The organism is Salinisphaera sp. (assembly GCF_035690525.1).
GTDB lineage: Bacteria > Pseudomonadota > Gammaproteobacteria > Nevskiales > Salinisphaeraceae > Salinisphaera.
The window spans coordinates 1-19738 of record NZ_DASSKM010000017.1; the positions used below are offsets into that span (position 1 = coordinate 1).

A 19738-nucleotide genomic window follows, 5' to 3' on the forward strand; every position below is an offset into this window, starting at 1 on the left:
CGACATCCGCGATGATCTGGAGCACCGAGCGGATATCGATGTTCTGAAACGACAGCGAGATCTTCTCGCCGGTGTACTGGGGGTTCGCCTGGTCGCGTTTTTTCTTCTCGTCGTCGGTCAGCGGCTGCAACTCGATATAGATATGGTTGCCGGTCTGATAGGCCAAACGCTGGAACTGGGCGTTCCGATCCGGCGTGATCACCAGTCGGGTGTCGCCGCCGCGGGACATCGCATCGATGGTACGAACCGGCGTGGCGAAGTCGGTCACGTCAAGCCGCCTCTGCAATCGGTCCGGCAACCGGATGCCGCGCAGCTTTGCCACGATCCGGCCGTCGTCCCGGCTGATGTCGATCGGTGTATTGCTACCGTTGAGCGTGATCTCGATGCGACCGGCGCCCGATTCGCCGCGCCGGAAATCGATCTTTCGGATCGCAGTGGCCGGGCCGGTTGTCTGCGAACCCGGGCCGCCGAGATTGACGATCAACGCGTCGCCGCGGCGCCGGATGTCGTAGTTGACCATGTGGGTGAGTTCGACCACCACCCGGGTCGTGCCGTTGGCCGCCGCGGCGGTGACCGCCTGCACCGGGCCCTCGTCGATGCGCTGATAGCGATCGTCGAGCGCGAGCTTGGTGCCCGGCAGATCGATCGACAGCCGCGCCGGATTTTCGACCGTGAACACCGAGGGCGAGGGCGCGGGGCCCGATAGCTTGAAGCGTAAGCTGACGCGATTGCCGCTGCCGGCGGCGGTATCGATGCCTTGCAACGCGAGCGCGCCCGAGGCCTGCGCCGTCGGTATCAAAATTGCGAGACAGGCCACGAGCCATATGACGTATGGCGCAAGCGAGCGGGAGCGGTCGGTCATTGGCTTCATCAGTGGTCGAACCCCCAAATTCATTGCGACGTTCATTGCGCTGGCGCCAAGGCGGCACCCTGCTTGACATAGCCGCCGCTGCCGTCGGGCACGATCTCGGTGAGCGTGACGCCGGCCGGGCTGACCGCATCGACACGGCCGTAGTGCCGGCCCATGTGCTCGCCGGGCGCGACCCGGTGCACCACCTGGTCGGGCGCGGCGATCAAGGCATAGGTCACGCCGTCGCTGGTGATGTTGCCGACCATTCGCAGGGCATCCAGCGGATATTGTTCCAGCGGATCGAGCGGTCGGTTCAAATCGGGCCGTACGCCGTTGTCGCTGGTGGGCGTGCTGTGGTCGGGCGCGACGAATGGCGACCGGCGGCCGTCGGGCCGGTAGACGTAGGGCGTATAGGTCGCGATCTTGGGCATCGGTTTCACCGGCGCCGCGGGTCGGGCCTTGGTGCGGGCGACGAAGGCGGTCAGATCGCCGGTGTCCGATCCGCAGCCGGCAACGAGCGCGGCGGCCCCGAGCATGGCGACCCAGCTGAGGCACAACGGTCGACGCCTGCCGGTCACGATTTGTCCTTGCTGTTGTTTTCGTTTTTGTCGCCGTCGCCGGTTTCATCGAGATAGCGGTACGTGCTGGCCGTCAGGCTCATGCGCAGCGGGTCCTCGCCCGATTCGGCGCCGGGGCCTTGGCGCTGCTTCACCGGTTCGATATGGACGCTGTCGATGGTGACGATGCGCGGCAGGGCGGCCACATCGGAGACGAACGTGCCGAAATGGTGGAAGTCGCCGGTGACGATCAGGTCGTTGGGTAGCACCGCATAGAAGTCCTTGGTCACCTCCGGCTCGGGTTTGAACAGTTCCTCGTCCAGACCGTTGGCCGAACGGGTCTGCGAAATATCGCGCAGCAGGCTCGGGACTTCGTTTTTGCTCGGCAATTGGGCAAGCAGATTGCCGAACTCCGTCTGCATGGCCGCGAGCTGATCCCGATAGGCATCCAGATTGGAGACCATGGCCTCCTTGGTACGAAACGATTGCTTGAGCTGGCTCTCCTGCCGATGGGCATCGGCTAGCGCGTCGCGTTTGGGCAGCACGAAATACCAGGCGGCGATCAGCATGATCACCAGCGACACCAGGGCGGTTGCGAAGCCGTAGGCCCAGGTCGGCCAACTGCCGATGTTGTTCTGGTCAAGGCTGCGCAACTCGTCGATGTATTGGCCAAGTGGTCTCACGCGGGCCTCCCGTCGGACATGGATGCCGTATCGCCTGCCGGCGTGTCGGCACTCGTCTTATCGGGCGATGTGCTGTCGACCTTGAGCGTGAAGTAGGCGCGGCGGACGCCGTCGCTGTCGTCACGCTTGATCACGATCAATCGCGGATTGGTGAACCAGGGCGAGTTGTCCAGGTTGGTCATATACTGCGACACACGCGCGTTCGATTCGGCCACGCCGTCGAGCGTCGTGGTGCCGTCGTTCTCGTCGAGCCCGGTGAGATAAACGCCGTCGGGAATGGTCGCGCTCAGTTGATCGAAGTAGTGCACGATGGCCGAGCGCGATTGCTGCAGCCCGCCGATGACCTGCATACGGTTGATCAAATCCTCGCGCAGCGTCTTGAGCTTGTGGATTTCGGCAAGTTGCTTGTCGGCGATCGATATCTGCTGCTGCAGATACCGGTTGCGGGCCTGCTGGGCGTCGATCAGGTGGTTGTAATAAATCGCCGGCAGCACGCCGACCACCACGATCGTGGCGAGCGCGGCGCCGACGAGTTGGGCGATAAAGCGCTTGCGCTTGTACTCGCGTTGCTCGGCGCGCCAGTCGAGCAGATTGATGCGTACGGGTAGCGGCTGTATCGGGTTCATACCACGCCCCGCAGGGCCAGACCGGCGGCCACCATCAAACCGGGCGCATCGGTATCGACGTGATTGCGCCGGGCGGCGGTGCTGGCGAGCATGCCGTCGAGCGGGTTGCCGAGACTGATCGGCCACGGCAGAAGCGGGACCAGAGCGTCGTGCAGACCGGGGTAGAGCGTCGGCCCGCCCACCAGTACGACGTGGTCGATCGGCTCGTCGTCGCCGGCCGAGGCGGATTGATAGAAGGTCAGCGTGCGATCGATATGCACCGCCAGACGCTCGGCGAACTCGCGCACATTGTCGGCGATGTCGGCGGCACCGATCTCGCCGGAGCGAAGCTGGGCGCGCAGCGTGTCGAAATCCGTCAGTTGATAGCGATCGAGCAGGGCGGCGTCGAGCGCGGCGGCCCCGAACCCGATCCCGCGGGTGTACAGGCTGCGGCCCCCGCGCTGGATGGTCAGCCGGGTGCTGTCGTAGCCGATGTCGAACACCGCGATGCTGTCGCTATCGGAGACGCCCTCGATCCGGCCGGCTAACAGCGCACAGGCGTTCTGTAGCGCGTATTCCTCGACGTCGACCAGCGCGATCCGCATATGCGCCATTTCCAGCGCGGCGGTGCGCTCCTCGATGTTGTCGCGCCGGCAGGCGACCAGCAGTACGCGATTGAATTCAGCATTGTCCGGCTCGGGCTCGAGAACCTGAAAATCCAGGTTCACTTCCTCGATCGGATGCGGGATATGGTGCTCGGCGTCGAAATGGATCTGCTGTTCCATCTCGGCGTCGTCGAGGCCGATCGGCATCAGGATCGTCTTGCTGATCACCGACGGCCCGGATACGGCGATGGCGGCATCGCGCGTGCGGCTGCCGCTGCGCTCGAGCGCGCTCAGCACGGCCTGTGCGACCGCTTCCACGTCCAGAATCTGAAAATTGCCGATCGCCCCGTCGGGCACCGGCGCATTGGCATAGGCCAGCACGCGCAACTGGTCGCCGCTGCGATCCAGTTCGAGCAGCTTGACCCGCCTGGCGCTGATATCGATCCCTATCAGCCCACGCCGGCGCCGTATTGAATTGGTGAATCTCCCCATCTGCCGCTTTTGTTGTCGGCCACGGTCCCCCCACAGGACAACGCGCCGAAAATACCCCCGCAGCCACTATACCTGACGCAGCGCGTCAGGCAATGTCGCGATCACGATAAAGCACTGAATCCGAGACTTATTCCGACGAACGGCGAAAACGCGACGACGCGCGCGTGCGACAGTCGTCCTCGCCGGCCGGTATGATGCGCAGTCGATTGAGTGAAAGTGACGCAGGTTGGCGACTTGATGAACAAAAGATCACGCGGCGTCCGTATTGTGATAGTCCTGCTGGCCGGGCTGCTGTCGGCGGCAACGCTGGTGGTGTGCGTGGTCGCGGGGTTGTATCTGTACTTCGGGCCACGATTGCCCGACGCCGGGGATATTGGGCAGATCCAGTTCGACGAGCCGCTGCGTATCTACACCGCGGACCACAAACTGATCGGCGAATACGGCACCGAGCGCCGCAAACCGGTCACCTACGATCAAATTCCCGAGCGCCAGGTCAACGCGTTCGTGGCCGCCGAGGACGACCGCTTCTGGGAGCATCCGGGGGTGGATTATCAAGGCTTGATCCGCGCGGCGATTCACTTGGTGACCACCGGTCGCAAGACCCAGGGCGGCTCGACCATCACCATGCAGCTGGCCCGCAATCTGTATCTCTCCAACGCCAAAACCTATACCCGCAAAATCAAGGAGATGATTCTGGCGCTGCGGCTCGAATCGAAGCTGACCAAACAGCAGATCATGGAGCTGTATCTCAACAAGATCTATCTCGGCGAACGGGCCTACGGCATCGGCGCCGCCGCCGAGGCCTACTACAACAAACCGCTGGACGAGCTGACGCTGGCCCAGCAGGCCATGCTGGCCGGGCTGCCCAAGGCGCCCTCGGCGTTCAACCCGATCGCGAATCCGACCCGCGCCAAGCAGCGGCGCGACTATGTGCTGCGGCGCATGCACGTGCTCGATTACATCAACGATGCCGAGTACAAACGCGCGCGCAATGCGCCGGTCACCGCCGGCGAGAATAGCGGCCAGAAGAATCCGGTGCGCTACGACGCGCGCTATGTGGCCGAAATGGTGCGCCAGGACATGATCGCGCGCTATGGCGACAAGGCCTACACCGGCGGTTACAGCGTGGTCACGACCATTCGCAGCCAGCGCCAGGAGGCCGCCGATCACGCCTTGCGCAAGGATCTGCTGGCCTATGACGCGCGGCACGCCTGGCACGGCCCTGAGAAGACGCTGGACTCGTCGACCGTGAACAACGCCGGAGCGCTTCAGGATGCGCTGGACGGCATGGTCACGCGCGGCGGTTTGGTGCCGGCGGTGGTGTTGTCCACCGACGGCCAGGAGATACGGCTGGTCACCGGGCAGTACGGCAAGATCAAGATCGGCGCCAGCCAGATTCCCTGGCTGGACGACGACGAGCCCGCCAGTTCGCTGGTCGGCCGGGGCGATGTCGTGCGTCTGGCCTATACCGGGTCCGAGGACAAGGACAAGCAATGGACGCTGGCCGAGATTCCGGCGGTCCAGGGCGCGCTGGTGGCGATAAATCCGCACACCGGCGGTATTGAGGCGCTGGTCGGCGGCTTCGATTTCAGCTTGTCGAAGTTCAATCGCGCGGTGCAGGCGCGTCGCCAGCCCGGGTCGTCGTTCAAGCCGTTCCTGTATTCCGCCGCGTTGGCCAACGGTTTCACCGCGGCGACCATCGTCAATGACGCGCCCGTCGTCTATGAGGGCTCGGGGCTGGATGATTCATGGCGGCCGCAGAACTACTCCGGCGAGATCTATGGTCCGACGCGGCTGCGTGAAGGTCTGGTGCATTCGCGCAACCTGGTATCGATCCGCGTATTGCGGCGTGTGGGCGTGGGCAATGCGATCGACTACATAAGCCAGTTCGGCCTACCGGCGGATCAGATGCCGCACAATCTGTCGTTGGCGCTCGGCAGTGCGACCTTTTCGCCGCTGCAGATGGCCGGCGGCTTTTCGGTGTTCGCCAACGAGGGGTTTCGCGTCAAGCCGCACTATATCGCCAAGATCACCGATGGGCGCGGCAACGTAGTCTTCCAGGCCAAGCCCAAGGTCGCCTGCGACAGCGTGAATGATTGCCCGGCGCTGGCCCACACCGGCGGGCCCGTTGATGCCTCCCGGCTGGCGCCCCGAGTGATTCCGGCCGACAACGCCTATATCGTGGGCGACATGATGCGCGATGTGATCAAGCACGGTACCGGACGCGGCGCGCTTAAGCTTGGCCGCGACGACTTGTCCGGCAAGACCGGCACCACCAATAAGCAGGTGGATGCCTGGTTCGCCGGCTTCAACGCCAATCTGGTGGCCGTGTGCTGGGTCGGTTTCGACAGCCCCAAGCCGATGGGGCGCTCCGAGACCGGCGCCCACGCCGCGCTGCCGATGTGGATCGATTTTATGGGCGCCGCGCTGGCCGGCCAACCGGAAGCGATACCGCCCAAGCCGGACGATATCGTAACCGTCCGGATCGATCCCCAAACCGGGCAGCGTGCGCTCAATGGCGGCGGTATCCCGGAAATTTTTCGTAAGGAGAATGTGCCGACGGTTGCGGAAGCCCAGCGTTCGGGCAAGCACGACTCCAGCAACGAAGTGCAGCAGCTTTTCTAGCGGGCGCCGGGCTCGCTTAGCATCATTCAGCGGAGGCGATTCATGGCCAGTGCCCGCAAGCAAGCCGCACAGCGTCAGCAGTTGGCGCAGGTAGCGGCGCGTCTGATGGCCGAGCAGGGCATCCGCGATTTTCGGGTGGCCAAGCATAAGGCCGCGCACCAGATGGGCATCGACGTACGCCAGTCGATCCTGCCCAAGAACAGCGAGATCGAGGCCGCGCTGGCCGAGCATCAGCGCCTGTTCTCGGCCGAGGAGCAGCCGGCGGAACTGGCCGACATGCGCCGCGCCGCGTTATCGGCGATGCGCGTGCTCGCGGACTTCAAGCCGCGCCTGGTCGGCGACGTGCTGTCCGGTTTGGCCAACGTGTATTCGGATATTCAGCTCCATGTCTTCGCCGAGCAATCGGAAAGCTTCGATCTGTTCCTCGAGGCGCGCGGCATTCCATTCGACATCGTCGAGCGCCGTTATCGCTTCTCCGAGGGCCATCGCTTCTATCCGGCGTTCCGGTTCGTCGCCGGCGAGCACCGCTTCGAGGCAACGTTGTTTTCCGCCACCGAGATCCGCGAAGCGCCGCGTAGCCTGGTTGACGGCTCGCCGATGGAGCGCGCCAACGCCGCGCGCGTGGCGCGGCTCGTCGATGAGGCGGAAGTCGAGGGCAAGCTGGCGCGTTTGTGAGCCCGACGGGCCGCGAGCCAGCCGCCATACATCCATCGACTAAATGACGGCCGGGGCCGGGTCGTGGTATCACCAAGTCGCAGGCTTGATGGTCCGCCGAGGGGTCCCATGCAGAACTTCGACACCATTCTTCTGGCGTACGACGGCAGCGAGCAGGGGCGTGTAGCGCTGCGCCGGTCGCTGCCGTTGCTGGGCGCCGGCGAGGTCGCGACGCATCTGCTGGCGGTCGTGCCTTTGACCGGCGCGGTTGCCGCGGCCGAGGGCTTCTACACCGAAAGCATGTACGAATCCGAACGCGAACGGGTCGAAAAAATCCTCGCCGAGGGGGTGGACATGCTCAAGGCGAAGGATATCGATGCCCAGGGCTATATCCGTGTGGGCGAACCGGCGCATCAGATCGCTCGGCTAGCGGCGGAGTTAGCGGTCGATCTGGTGATCGTCGGTCATCAGCGGCGCGGCGTGCTGGCGCGCTGGTGGCAGGGTTCGGTGGGCGCGTCGCTGCTCGATCGGCTCGATTGCAGCCTGTTGATCGCCCAGGACGCGTCGCCGGAGACGTAAGCCAGGAAACCGGCACAGCATCGGCCGCGGCGTTATTTCGGTACGTGGGCGAGCCAGTCGTGGCCGCTGTCGCCGTAGGCGATGAACCAGTCGTTGAGCAGGCTGTCGGTCTCGTTGTAGCGCAGCGGTCGGCCGCGCGCATCGGTGACTCGGCCGCCGGCGGCCGCGAGCACGCCGTGGCCGGCCGCGGTGTCCCATTCGCTGGTCGGGCCGAGCCGCGGATAGAAATCGGCGCCGCCTTCGGCGATGACGCAGAACTTCAGCGACGAGCCCATGCTGACCGGTTCGTAATCGCCCATTCCGGCCAGCATCCGTTCGATCGCGTCCGATCGGTGCGAGCGCGACACCAGGATGCGCGGCTTGTCGGCGCGGGCGGGGCTGACCCGGATCGGCTCGATCTTGCCATTGCCCTGGCCATCGCCCTGGCCGTCGTCCCGGCGCCGAAACGCGCCCATGCCGGTCGCGCCGAACCAGAGCGTGTCCAGCGCCGGTGCATAGACAACGCCGAGCACCGGCCGGCCGTCCTCGATCAAAGCGATATTGATCGTGAACTGATCGTTGCGGTTGACGAATTCCCGGGTGCCGTCCAGCGGATCGATGAGCCAGTATTCACGCCATTCCGAGCGCGTGTCGTAGTCGATCTCGGCGCCTTCCTCGGAAAGCTGCGGCGTATCCGGAGCAAGTTCGGAAAGCCCCGCGACGATGGCCCGGTGCGCGGCCAGGTCGGCTTGGGTCAGCGGGCTGTCGTCGTCTTTGGTGGCCACGTCGAAGTCGCTGCGATAAATAGGCAGCGTCTCGGCGCCGGCCTCGACGGCGATGCGGCAGACGGTATCCAGCAGTTCGCGGTTGATCTCCATGGTCCCGGCGTGCGTTCGCGGTCAAACCTTGCATCATACCGGCCTTGCGACCGGGTACAAGGCCGCCGCCGATTACCGCCCGCCCGAGGAGCGGCGCTTGCCGTTGCCGCTGCGCCGCGGCCGGTTGCGCCCGCCGCGCGGCTTGCGCTTGCGTGGGGCGGGCCGCTTGTAGTCGTGCACGAACTGGTCTTCGGTCGGCATCTCGGCATCGATCTTGTGCTCGATGTAGTCCTCGATGTCGGGCAGCGAATAGACATATTCCTCGCAGGCGAAGGAGATCGCCTGTCCGGTGTTGCCGGCGCGCGCGGTGCGGCCGATGCGGTGGACATAGTCCTGGGCGTCCTGCGGCAGATCGAAGTTGATCACGTGCGACACGTCCGGGATATGCAGGCCGCGGGCCGCGACATCGGTGGCGACCATGATCGGCAGTCGCCCGGTCTTGAATTCCTCGAGCAGGCGCAGCCGCTTGTTCTGGGCCACGTCGCCGGACAGGGTGCCCGCGTTGAAGCCGTTGGCGATCAGCGTGTCCTGGATGCGCTCGGCCATGCGCTTGGTGTTGATGAAGATCAGCGTACGATCGCTGCCGATACGGCGCAGCGTGCCGATCAGCAGTGCGAGCTTGTCGTCCTTGGATACGTGATAGAGCTTCTGCTCGATAGCCTCGATGTTGACCGTCTCGGTATCGGTGCGTATCAGCTTCGGGTCGTTCATGTGCTCGTAGGCGAGTTCGAGCACGCGGTGCGACAGGGTGGCCGAGAACAGCAGGTTCTGGCGCCGCTCGGGCGCCGGCATCTGGCGGAACAGATAGCGGATATCGTCGATGAAGCCGAGATCGAACATACGATCGGCCTCGTCGAGCACCGCGACCTCGATCGCCTTTAGGGTATAGACCTTTTGCTTGTAATAATCGATCAGACGGCCCGGCGTGCCGATCAGGATATCGACGCCGTCGGCGATCGCCTGACGCTGGCTGTCGTAGCCGGTGCCGCCGTAGCAGACCACGCACTTGAGGCCCGTGTCGGCGGCCAGCGGGAGTGCGTCTTGATAGATCTGATCGGCCAGTTCGCGCGTCGGGGCAAGAATCAGCGCGCGCGGCTGCGCCGCACCTGCCGGCGCGTGCGCGCTGGGCTCGGAGGCCTGACGGATCAGCCGGTCCAGGGTGGTCAGCAGAAACGCGGCCGTCTTGCCGGTGCCGGTATGGGCCTGGCCGGCGATGTCGCCGCCGGCGAGCGCCAGCGGCAACGTCTCGGCCTGGATCGGGGTGGCATGGGTGAAGCCCCGCGTGTTCAGGCCCGACACGATGGTTTCGTGCAGGCCAAGCGCGTCCAGCCGGGTCTCGGTGACCAGCTTGCGCGAAGTGGGCTCTGCGATGGTTTCGGTATCGCTCATTGAATTCTCGTCGCGCCGGGGTCGGCGATCCCGGAAAAGGGTTGAAAAAATGCTTGAGATTAGCTCCAATACAAGCGAAGATAGGAATGCAGCGAACCGTTGCATGCTCGAGTTGTATCAACTCGCTTTCCGGCGCTTGCTTTGTACAATCCATATTATAACAGCTTGTGATCATGGCGACCGGGTCGCCGGTCATTGGCAAGCTTGCAAACATTCCCCGCGCCCCTAGTTAGGTGTCTGAGGCTTCGGTTCTTCCACGAGCTGGAAGCCGATCAACCCGATTCCATATTGTCCTACCCCGATGTGAGGACGCTCATGAGTGAAAATATCGTCAAAGTCAGTGACGACAGCTTTGAAAACGACGTGCTGTCGGCTACCGGCCCCATCCTGGTCGATTACTGGGCCGAGTGGTGCGGCCCCTGCAAGCAGATTGCCCCGGTGCTCGACGAGCTCGCCGACGACTACGAAGGCAAGCTGACCATCGCCAAACTCAATGTCGACGAGAACCCGAACACGCCGCCGCGCTACGGCATTCGCGGCATCCCGACCCTGATGCTGTTCAAGGACGGCGAAGTGGCCGGAACCAAGGTCGGCGCTGTCTCCAAGAGCCAGCTCGCCGAATTTGTCGATCAGCATATCTAGTCTGCTTCGACCCGCGTGCCGCCGAGTGCGATCGGCGGCACGCATTCAACTCTCATCCTCGAATCGTTGCCCGACCGGGCGGCGATCTATCCCGAACGAGCGTATATAACCGTGTCCGAAGAAACTGTTGAAGAACGCCAGCCCAAGGATTCCACCACCGCCAATAACAACAACGGCGGCAATGGCGGCAACGGCGGCGGTAACAACAACCGTCGGGGCCGGCGTCGCAAGAACAATAGCGGCGGCCCGAATAACAACAAGAAGAACAACGGCAACCGCGGCCGGTCCGGCGGCAACAAGGGGCCGAACAATCCGCCGAACGAGGATATCGACGAGGCCGAATTCGAAGCCTACGCCGGCGCGGCCGGCGACGGGCCGATCCTCAATCTGACCGAGCTCAAGAGCAAGACCGCCGCCGAGCTGATGGAAATGGCCCAGGACATGGACCTGGACAACATTTCCCGACTGCGCAAGCAGGACCTGATCTTCGCCATGCTCAAGGCGCACGCCAAATCCGGCGAGCGCATCTACGGCGACGGCGTGCTCGAGATCCTGTCCGATGGCTTCGGGTTTCTGCGCTCGAACGAGTCGTCCTATATGGCCGGTCCGGACGACATCTACGTCTCGCCGAGCCAGATCCGTCGCTTTTCGCTGCGCACCGGCGACAACATCCGGGGCCGTATCCGGCCGCCGAAGGAATCCGAGCGCTATTTCGCGCTGCTCAAGGTGGACGATATCAACGAGGACCCGCCCGAGAAGTCCAAGGGCAAGGTCCTGTTCGAGAATCTCACGCCGCTGTTCCCGACCGAACGGCTGCACATGGAGATCGGCAACGGCGCGACCGAGGACATCACCGCCCGCACGATCGATCTGGTCGCCCCCTTCGGCAAGGGTCAGCGCGGCCTGATCGTCTCGCCGCCCAAGGCCGGCAAGACGATGATGATGCAGAATATCGCCCAGTCGATCGCGCATAATCATCCCGACTGCCACCTCATCGTGCTGCTCATCGACGAGCGCCCCGAGGAAGTGACCGAAATGGAGCGCGGTGTGCGCGGTGAAGTCGTGTCCTCGACCTTCGACGAGCCGGCCTCCCGTCATGTTCAGGTCGCCGATATGGTGATCGAGAAGGCCAAGCGGCTGGTCGAGCACAAGAAGGACGTGGTCATCCTGCTCGATTCCATCACCCGTCTGGCGCGTGCCTACAACACCGTGGCGCCGTCGTCGGGCAAGGTGCTGACCGGCGGCGTGGACGCCAACGCCCTACAGAAGCCCAAGCGCTTTTTCGGCGCGGCTCGCAATGTGGAAGAAGGCGGCAGCCTGACCATCATGGCCACCGCGCTGATCGAGACCGGCTCCAAGATGGACGAGGTCATCTACGAGGAATTCAAGGGCACCGGCAACATGGAGATCCATATGGATCGCCGGATCGCCGAGAAGCGCATTTATCCGGCCATCCACGTCAATCGCTCCGGCACCCGGCGCGAAGAGAAGATGGTTCCGGCCGACGAGCTGCAACGCATGTGGGTGCTGCGCAAGCTGTTGCACGGCATGGACGATCTGGCGGCGATGGAACTGCTCATCGATCGCATGAAGCAGACCAAGACCAACGCCGAGTTCTTCGCATCGATGAAGCGCTGACGCCAGAAGCGCGGTTCGCCCGCGCTATGACCCGGGCGGGGCCGGGCGCAGAACGCCAGCCAGTGTCGAGGCCACGCTGCGGCCAACCGTTTGCCATCCACGGGACAAACTTTTTACCAGCGCCGGATAGCCGTCGGTCTTCAGCGGCACGGCTTGATTGAACGCCCGGCCGGCCAAAGTCGCGCCGTCCGGGCCGACCAGCGTCCAGCGGCCGGCGATATGGGCCTTGCCGTCGTAGCGCCCCAAGAACTGGTCGACGTGGGTTTGCAGTCGATACCGGCCCTGCGGACCGCCACCGGTACGAACCACGTTCACGCCGGACAGACGCCGCCGGAGAACCGTGTACAGGTCGTCTGTGAGCTGGCTCGAGAGCGACGACGCCCAGCGGTTATCGTTGGCGATCACCACGCGATGCGGCCCGGTCTGATAGACGATGCCGCCGTCGTTCAGATAGGAAGCGGTCGACACCGGCGCGATCGTCAGGGTTGGCGCGCCGGGCCGCGGCGCGCTATCGGGCGCGCCCGGGCCGGCGTTTAGAACGAACAATGACGGCGAACCCGCGGTGCTCGCGCAGCCCGAGGCCAGCGCGAGCGAAGCGCCGAGCCCGGCGGCTACGACAAGGCGGCAAAGCGTGGTGCGACGGGGGGTCATGGGCGGGCCTCTGGCACGGGGTCCTCGCCGTCGGGGCGGCCGAAGATCAGCGAATTGGGGTGATTGCGCAGCGTACGCGTAAGCGGCGCGACGTTGTCGAGTACCTGATTCAGGCGATTCATGGTCCGATTGAGCTGCCGGTAAACCGGCGCGCCCTGCTGGAAATTGTCCAGCGTGTGCTGCAGTTGCTGTAGCGTTTCGTTGATCTCGCCCGGCAGATTCTGCGTGCCCGGTGCGGCCAATAACGCATTGATACGATGCGTGGCCTGGCGCAGTTGTTCCAGCATGTCGTTGGCCGTGCCCGCGGCGTGCTCGAGCTGCTTGGCGATCGCGCCGATGTCGAGATTGTTGAGCGTGTTCATCAGGTTCGACAGCTGTTGCTGGATGCTGGTGATCCGGCTCGGCTCGCTGGGGAACACCGGATAGTGGCCCACGGCCTGGGCGGTGTAGTCCTTGGCATGGGCGTCGAACGTCAGATCGATGAACATCGAGCCGGTCAGCAAATTGGCCGACTTGATGGTCGCGCGCAGGCCGTGTTGAAAGAACTGCCGGTTACGTCGGCGCCATTTTTTGTTCGACCAATCCGCCCAGCCCAGGCTCGGGCGCTGCGGCTCGATCGCGATCAGCACCGGGATTTTGAAACCGGAGAAACTCGACAGTTTGAAATCCGGCGGATAAAAAGGCACTTTTTCGACCGTGCCCACCCGCAGACCGCGATACTCGACCGCCGCGCCGGCATGCAGCCCGCGTACCGAGTCATCGAGCAGGACCACATACTTCACCTTGCGCTTGTAGCGGTCCTGGATCGCCGCGTTATGGGTTTCGTAAAGCTTGAACCGCTCACCGTTTTGGGCCGGCTTGCCGCTTTCGACATCCGCCGGCTGGCCAAAGGTGATGCCGCCGGCGAGCAGACTCTGCAGCGAGCCGAGTTGCACGTCGACGCCGCCCGAGTCCAAATGCAGATCCACGCCCGAGCGCAGCCAAAACTGCGTGGCGTGGGTTATCAGCCGGGAATACGGCCGGCCGATGAATACTGTATAGACCGTTTGTCGTTTGCCCACCGAGAACCGCCTGTCCTCGATCCGGCCCACGTTCTGGCCCTGATAGATGATCGGGTCGTCCATCGACAGGCCGTTGTTGGCCGAACTGACCAATTCAATCGTCAGTCCGGGTTTGTTGCTGTGCGTCGGCGGCGGATTGTCCTGAACTTGGTAGCGCCGTTTGTCGCTATGTTTGTCCGCTGGGCGCATCTGCAGATAGGCGCCGGAAATAATGGTGTTCAGCCCGGTAATGCCCTGCGGCCCGACGCGCGGCTTGATCACCCAGAATTTGGCGTCGTCGCCGAGCAGCTTGGCGCTCTCGGGCTTCATTTGTACCGTGACCACCGCGCCCTGATAGTCGCTGGCCAGCTTTACACCGGTCACGTGGCCGACCGGGACGCTGCGTACCTTGAGTTGGGTGTTGCCGGGGTCGATGCCTTCGGCGGTGTCCATGTCCAACCGGATGACAGGCCCGCGCGAGGCGAAGTTGTCGTAGACCAGCCAGCCGCCGATCAGCGCCGCTGCCAGCGGTATCAGCCACGCCGGCGAAAGGCGCCGGCGGCGTGGTTGGCAAAGTTCGGCGGTGTCGTCGGGCAGGTTATCGCTCATAAAACGTCATTCGGCGCGGCCTCGGGTCGGTCGGAATAATCGGGCCAAAGTAGACGGGTATCGAAGCTCAAGGCCGCGATCATGGTCAGGATTACCACGCCGGCGAAAGCCGCCGCGCCGGGGCCGGGTTCGATCGCCATCAGCGCCCCGGCCTGTACCAGCGTCGTCAGCACGGCCACGACGAAGACATCGATCATCGACCAGCGGCCGATTTTCTCCGTGATCCGGTAGATCCGTGTACGCGCGAGCGACGCGCCGGACCGGCCGCGGGCGGCGAGGCACAGCCAGGTCAGTGCCACGATCTTGGAGATCGGCACCATGATGCTGGCGACGAAGATCACCGCGGCGATCGGCCAGTCGCCCGCTGCGGCCAAATGCAGCACGCCGGCCGCGATGGTCTGTGGCTGGGCGTTGCCGAGCGTGACCGTGAACAGCACCGGATAAAGGTTGGCCGGAATATAAAGCAGCGTGGCGGTGAGCAGCAGCGCCCAGGTGAGCTGGATGCGATCGACTCGCAAGCCATGTCGGCGTTTACCACAGCGCGGACAGCGGCGGTCGCGGTCGATCGCGAACGGGGCATCGCAGGCGCGACAGGCCGCCAGCGACTGACTGCGCCCGCTGGCGCCCGGGCGCGCGCGGTAATCGGGTGCGGGCCGCGGGGCGATCGCGTTCCACAGCGCGCTCCAGTCGATGAGCGTGAGCGTGCGTAGCAGCAGCAGCGCATAGAAACAGAAAGCGACGAACGAGACGCGGATATGAATATCGGCCAGGGAAACGATCTTGATCAGGCTGACCAGTACGCCGACGATGAAGACGTCGGACATCATCCACGGTTCGAGCGGGCGCAGCAGGCGAGCCAAAGGGATCGCGCCCGGCAGCCGCCGTTGGCCCGCGCCGAGACAAAGATATACCAGCGCGGCCAGATACAGGCCGGGGAAAACCACCGTCGTCGCCAGCAGCAGCACCGCCAGCGCGCCGTAGCCGTCGCCGACCAGCGCGCTCATCGTGTCGCCGAAGCTCATGACGTGGCCGACCCCGTGGGTGGAGAATCCGAGAAACGGAAAAGCGAAGACGAGCCCCAGCACAATCAGCGCGGCGATCGCCCAAGCCATCGGCGCCTGTGCATCGCGGCCCGCCGTGCCGGTCAGATGGTGATGACAGCGCGGGCAGCGGGCGCGTTGGCCGGGGCGGCGATCCGGCAGGCGGACCAGCCAGTCGCATTCGCGGCACAGAGCGAGCCGGTGCAACGGCTCGGGCGTCGCGTGGCCGGCCGTGGCGCCGTGGCCACCGGTTCGCGGCTCGGCTTTAGCGCTTGCCGATGTCGACGTAGTCACGCAGGTCGTAGCCGGTATAGACCTGACGCGGCCGCGCGATACGCATATTCGGATCGGTCATCATCTCGGACCAATGCGCGGCCCAGCCGACGGTGCGGGCGATCGCGAACATCGGCGTGAACATATTGATCGGGATGCCCAGCGCCTGATAGATGATGCCGGAGTAGAAATCGACGTTCGGATACAGCTTGCGCTCGACGAAGTAGTCGTCCTCCAGCGCCACGCGCTCGAGTTCCAGGGCCAGTTCGAACAGCTTGTTGTTCTGCATGCCGTAGTGCTCGAGCACCTGATGACAATAGCCGCGGATGACCCGGGCTCTAGGGTCGAAATTCTTGTAGACCCGATGGCCGAAGCCCATCAGCTTGAACGGATCGTTCTTGTCCTTGGCCTTGTTCAGATACTTGGGAACCTGCGAGGCGTCGCCGATCTCGGCCAGCATGTTGAGTACCGCCTCGTTGGCGCCGCCGTGCGCGGGGCCCCAGAGCGCGGCGATGCCGGTCGAGATCGCGGCATAAGGGTTGGCGCCGGTGGAGCCGGCCATGCGCACCGTGGAGGTCGATGCATTCTGCTCGTGGTCGGCGTGCAGGATAAACAGCACGTCCAGCGCCCGGGCCGCCACCGGATCGAATTCGTATTCCTCGGCGGGCACCGCGAACATCATGCGCAGCAGGTTCGAGGCGTAGTCGAGGTGGTTCTTCGGGCCGATCTTGGGCTGGCCGATCGAATGCTTGTAGGCCGCGGCCGCGATGGTCGGCATCTTGGCGATCATGCGGTGCGCGAAGATCTCGCGATGCTCGGGATCGCGGATATCGGTGTTGTCGTGATAAAAGGCCGACAGCGAGCCCACGATGCCGGTGAGAATGGCCATCGGGTGGGCGTCGTAATGAAAACCGTCGTAGAACTTGACCAGCGACTGATTGAGCATCGTGTGATGTGTGATCGAGTCGCGGAAAGCGTCCATTTGCTGCTGGCTCGGCAGTTCGCCGTTCAACAGCAGATAGCACACCTCGAGATAGCTCGATTTGTCGGCGAGCTCTTCGACCGAATAGCCGCGATACATCAGCCGGCCGTTCTCGCCGTCGATGAACGTGATATCGGAATCGCAGGAACAGGTCGCGGTAAACGCGGGATCGTAGGTGAATACGCCCTGGCTCTGGTTCAAGCCGCGCACATCGACGCCCGGCGTGCCCAGGGTTCCTTCGACCAGGGGCAACTCGGTCGTCTGACTCTCGTCGTCGTTTGTCAGTTTGTACGTGTTGGCCATGGTGAGTCTCCCGAAAGTTGCCGCAGGACGCCCTACTGATCGGATACGTCGATCGCGGGCTGCGGATAATGCGAAGGGTATTCGATACGCGCCACACCGGTTGTCATCGCCGCCGCGGCTATCGCCGGCGGCACGAAATCGATCAGGCGCGGGTCGAACGGGCTCGGCACGATATAGTCCGGCCCGAACGACATCTTGTCCTTGCTGTGGGCTTCCAGCACGGTGTTGGGCACCGGCCGGCGGGCGAGTTCGCCCATGGCGCGGGCCGCGGCCACGCACATCGGCATATTGATGCGCCGTGCGCGCACATCCAGCGCGCCGCGAAAGATATAAGGAAATCCGAGCACGTTGTTGATCTGATTCGGATAATCCGAGCGGCCGGTGGCCATGATCAGATCGTTGCGTACCGATTCCGCGTCTTCCGGCGTAATTTCCGGATTAGGATTGGATAGCGCGAAAACCACCGGTTTAGCCGGCATCGACGCGATCTGCGCCTTGCTGACGGTATCCGGCCCCGAGAGGCCGATGAACACATCGGCGACTTCCATCACGTCGTCGAGCGTGCGCTTGTCGGTCCGGGTCGCGAACTTGGCCTTGTATTTTGAAAGATCGTCGCGGCCGTCGTGGATCACGCCCTTGCTGTCGCACATATAAATGTGGTCCCGGGTCGCGCCCATCTCGATCAACAGATCCATCGAGGCGATGGCGGCGGCCCCGGCGCCCATGCATACAATTTTCGCGTTGGCGAGCGTCTTGTCCTGCAGTTCCAGCGCGTTGATCAGCCCGGCGCCCACGATGATCGCGGTGCCGTGCTGATCGTCGTGAAATACCGGAATATCCAGGCGCTCGATCAGCGCGTTCTCGATCTCGAAGCAGTGGGGGGCGGCGATATCTTCGAGGTTGATGCCGCCGAACGTGGGCGCGATACGGGCCACGGTCTCGATCATCGCCTCGGGCGTGTCGGCATCGACCTCGATATCGAACACATCGATGTCGGCGAATTTCTTGAACAGAACCGCCTTGCCTTCCATCACCGGCTTGCTGGCCAGCGCCCCGGTGTTGCCCAGACCCAGCACCGCGGTGCCGTTGGAAATCACGGCGACGAGATTGCCCTTGGACGTGTAGCGGTAGGCGTCTTCCGGATTGTCCCGGATCGCCTTGACCGGCTCGGCCACGCCCGGCGTGTAGGCCAGCGACAACTCGCCGTAGGTCGTGAACGGTTTGGTGACCGATATGCCCAGCTTGCCCGGCTTGGGGCGGGCGTGATAGTCCAGAGCTTCCTGTTTACGCGAATATTCGGCCATGTAGCCCAATCGGTTGTTCTGCGGCCTCGCAGGCGTTGCAGCCCGCATGCGCACAGCAAATGACGGTCGAGTATAGACGGCCACCCACGCGGCGACCAGCCTCACCGCTCATGCGGTGCGGCTGAAACTAGGCATTTTCCGGCTCGGCGTCGACATGATCCAGCGCCCCGGCCTGATCGGTCACGACGGTGAGCACGATCGGCTGGCAGCAGACGAAGCAGTCCTCGACGTAGCGCTGATCGCCGGCGGTGGTATCGACCACGACAGTGATGGTCTCGCCACAATAAGGGCAGACTACGCTGGGTTCGTCAATCATCAAAGCAGTCCGGCGAGAATAGAGTCGAGAAAATACCAGCCGCGTTCGCTGGCGCGTAGCATTGCCGTGTCGGCCACAACCAGGCCGTCGGCGATCGGCCCGGCCAAGGCGTCGGTCAGATCGCGCCAGGCGAGCCCGGTACGGGCCTCGTAGTCGGCGCGGGCGATGCCGTCGCGACGGCGTAAACCGTTGAGCAGCGCCTCGAACCGGGCGTCGTCGCGCGTCAGGTAGCGGGTTTCGGTCACCGCCGCCGGGGTTCCCGCCGATTGCATGTAGCCGGCTGGCCAGCGCTGACGGGCGCTGCGCTCGATGATGCCGTCGGCGTGCGTGCGCTTGCCGTGGGCGCCGGCGCCGATTGCCAGATAGTCGCCGAAGCGCCAGTAGTTGTCGTTGTGCCGGCAGGTATGATCGCGCGCCCACGCCGATACTTCATATTGGTGGTAACCGGCATCGCGCAGTCGCTCGGCCGCGGCTTCGAACAGATCGGCGATGGCGTCGTCGTCGGGCCGGGCCGGCGGGCGGCGATAAAACGGCGTGCCGGGTTCCAGCGTGAGCTGGTAATAAGAGACATGGCCCGGATCGCGGGCGAGCAGCGTATCCACGTCATTCAGGCCGGAAGCCATCGTCTGGCCGGGCAGCCCGAACATGAGATCGCAGTTCAGGCGCCCGATGCCGGCGGCGCGCACATCGTCGATCGCGGCGAGCGCTTCGTCTGGCCCGTGGATGCGCCCGAGCGCGGCCAGGCAGCCGGCATCCAGGCTTTGCACGCCCAGCGAAACCCGATTCACGCCGACGGCCGCCAGATCGGCGAAGTTCGTGCGTTCGCGCGTGCCGGGGTTGGCTTCCAGCGTGATCTCGCAATCGCGGCTCAGGCCCAGCCGGTCGTCGAGCGCCGCCAGAACGCGGCCGATGGCGTGGGCCGAAAACAGGCTCGGTGTGCCGCCGCCGATGAACACGCTCTCGATCGGGCGTATCTCGTCGGCCGCGGCGAGCGCCCAGTCCGCGATCAGCGCGTCGACATAGGCCTTTTCCGGCAGCGCAGCC

19 protein-coding genes are annotated in these 19738 nt (G+C 64.2%); 5 read left to right on the plus strand and 14 right to left on the minus strand.

Going from position 1 to position 19738, the window contains the following annotated elements:
- The 5 genes from VFJ08_RS01000 to pilM all read right to left on the minus strand — a co-directional run.
- On the minus strand, positions 1-817 hold an 817-nt coding region (locus VFJ08_RS01000), incomplete at its 3' end, for a type IV pilus secretin family protein (RefSeq protein ID WP_324994233.1).
- An 86-nt stretch (positions 818-903) separates the two neighbouring features.
- On the minus strand, positions 904-1428 hold the full coding sequence (locus tag VFJ08_RS01005; protein WP_324994235.1) for a pilus assembly protein PilP: 525 nt from the start codon (positions 1426-1428) through the stop codon (positions 904-906).
- Positions 1425-2090 carry a type 4a pilus biogenesis protein PilO gene (locus VFJ08_RS01010; RefSeq protein WP_324994237.1) on the minus strand — a complete coding sequence of 222 codons (666 nt, stop codon included), beginning with the start codon at positions 2088-2090 and terminating at the stop codon, positions 1425-1427. The genes VFJ08_RS01005 and VFJ08_RS01010 overlap by 4 nt, the downstream gene beginning before the upstream one ends.
- Positions 2087-2716: a PilN domain-containing protein gene (locus tag VFJ08_RS01015; RefSeq protein WP_324994239.1), complete on the minus strand. Its 630-nt coding sequence runs from the start codon at positions 2714-2716 to the stop codon at positions 2087-2089. The genes VFJ08_RS01010 and VFJ08_RS01015 overlap by 4 nt, the downstream gene beginning before the upstream one ends.
- Positions 2713-3792: a type IV pilus assembly protein PilM gene (gene pilM / locus VFJ08_RS01020; RefSeq protein WP_324994240.1), complete on the minus strand. Its 1080-nt coding sequence runs from the start codon at positions 3790-3792 to the stop codon at positions 2713-2715. The genes VFJ08_RS01015 and pilM overlap by 4 nt, the downstream gene beginning before the upstream one ends.
- 237 nt (positions 3793-4029) lie before the next feature.
- On the opposite strand from pilM, the gene VFJ08_RS01025 reads away from it, so the two are divergent.
- From VFJ08_RS01025 to VFJ08_RS01035, 3 genes are all read left to right on the plus strand, one after another.
- The gene (locus VFJ08_RS01025) at positions 4030-6417 is read left to right on the plus strand and encodes a penicillin-binding protein 1A (protein ID WP_324994242.1); all 2388 of its coding nucleotides are present in this window, start codon (positions 4030-4032) and stop codon (positions 6415-6417) included.
- Positions 6418-6459: 42 nt separating this feature from the next.
- Positions 6460-7092: a hypothetical protein gene (locus VFJ08_RS01030; protein WP_324994244.1), complete on the plus strand. Its 633-nt coding sequence runs from the start codon at positions 6460-6462 to the stop codon at positions 7090-7092.
- A 108-nt stretch (positions 7093-7200) separates the two neighbouring features.
- Complete coding sequence (locus tag VFJ08_RS01035; RefSeq protein ID WP_324994246.1) at positions 7201-7650, plus strand: universal stress protein; 450 nt, start codon at positions 7201-7203, stop codon at positions 7648-7650.
- Positions 7651-7682: 32 nt separating this feature from the next.
- Here VFJ08_RS01035 and cysQ read toward each other — a convergent pair whose 3' ends face one another.
- Positions 7683-8507, minus strand: coding sequence for a 3'(2'),5'-bisphosphate nucleotidase CysQ (gene cysQ / locus VFJ08_RS01040; protein WP_324994248.1), 825 nt, complete (start codon positions 8505-8507; stop codon positions 7683-7685).
- A 72-nt stretch (positions 8508-8579) separates the two neighbouring features.
- The gene (locus tag VFJ08_RS01045; protein WP_324994250.1) at positions 8580-9896 is read right to left on the minus strand and encodes a DEAD/DEAH box helicase; all 1317 of its coding nucleotides are present in this window, start codon (positions 9894-9896) and stop codon (positions 8580-8582) included.
- 315 nt (positions 9897-10211) lie between these two features.
- Here VFJ08_RS01045 and trxA point away from each other — a divergent pair, with 315 nt between their 5' ends.
- Together trxA and rho are read left to right on the plus strand one after the other, a co-directional pair.
- The gene (gene trxA, locus VFJ08_RS01050) at positions 10212-10538 is read left to right on the plus strand and encodes a thioredoxin TrxA (RefSeq protein ID WP_324994251.1); all 327 of its coding nucleotides are present in this window, start codon (positions 10212-10214) and stop codon (positions 10536-10538) included.
- 378 nt (positions 10539-10916) lie between these two features.
- On the plus strand, positions 10917-12176 hold the full coding sequence (gene rho, locus VFJ08_RS01055) for a transcription termination factor Rho (protein WP_324994268.1): 1260 nt from the start codon (positions 10917-10919) through the stop codon (positions 12174-12176).
- 24 nt (positions 12177-12200) lie between these two features.
- On the opposite strand, the gene VFJ08_RS01060 is transcribed toward rho, so the two are convergent.
- The 7 genes from VFJ08_RS01060 to hemW all read right to left on the minus strand — a co-directional run.
- Positions 12201-12827: a PqiC family protein gene (locus VFJ08_RS01060; RefSeq protein ID WP_324994253.1), complete on the minus strand. Its 627-nt coding sequence runs from the start codon at positions 12825-12827 to the stop codon at positions 12201-12203.
- A complete protein-coding gene (gene pqiB / locus VFJ08_RS01065; protein WP_324994255.1) occupies positions 12824-14476 on the minus strand; it encodes an intermembrane transport protein PqiB in 1653 nt (550 codons plus the stop codon). Before pqiB ends, VFJ08_RS01060 begins: the two co-directional genes overlap by 4 nt.
- On the minus strand, positions 14473-15810 hold the full coding sequence (locus VFJ08_RS01070; protein WP_324994257.1) for a PqiA/YebS family transporter subunit: 1338 nt from the start codon (positions 15808-15810) through the stop codon (positions 14473-14475). Before VFJ08_RS01070 ends, pqiB begins: the two co-directional genes overlap by 4 nt.
- On the minus strand, positions 15782-17074 hold the full coding sequence (locus tag VFJ08_RS01075) for a citrate synthase (protein WP_324994260.1): 1293 nt from the start codon (positions 17072-17074) through the stop codon (positions 15782-15784). The genes VFJ08_RS01070 and VFJ08_RS01075 overlap by 29 nt, the downstream gene beginning before the upstream one ends.
- A 32-nt stretch (positions 17075-17106) precedes the next feature.
- Positions 17107-18378 carry a malic enzyme-like NAD(P)-binding protein gene (locus VFJ08_RS01080; RefSeq protein WP_324994262.1) on the minus strand — a complete coding sequence of 424 codons (1272 nt, stop codon included), beginning with the start codon at positions 18376-18378 and terminating at the stop codon, positions 17107-17109.
- A gap of 127 nt (positions 18379-18505) precedes the next feature.
- On the minus strand, positions 18506-18694 hold the full coding sequence (locus tag VFJ08_RS01085; RefSeq protein ID WP_324994264.1) for a CPXCG motif-containing cysteine-rich protein: 189 nt from the start codon (positions 18692-18694) through the stop codon (positions 18506-18508).
- Positions 18694-19738 (minus strand): radical SAM family heme chaperone HemW (gene hemW, locus VFJ08_RS01090; RefSeq protein WP_324994266.1); only part of this gene is annotated, 1045 nt, incomplete at its 5' end. The genes VFJ08_RS01085 and hemW, both read right to left, overlap by 1 nt.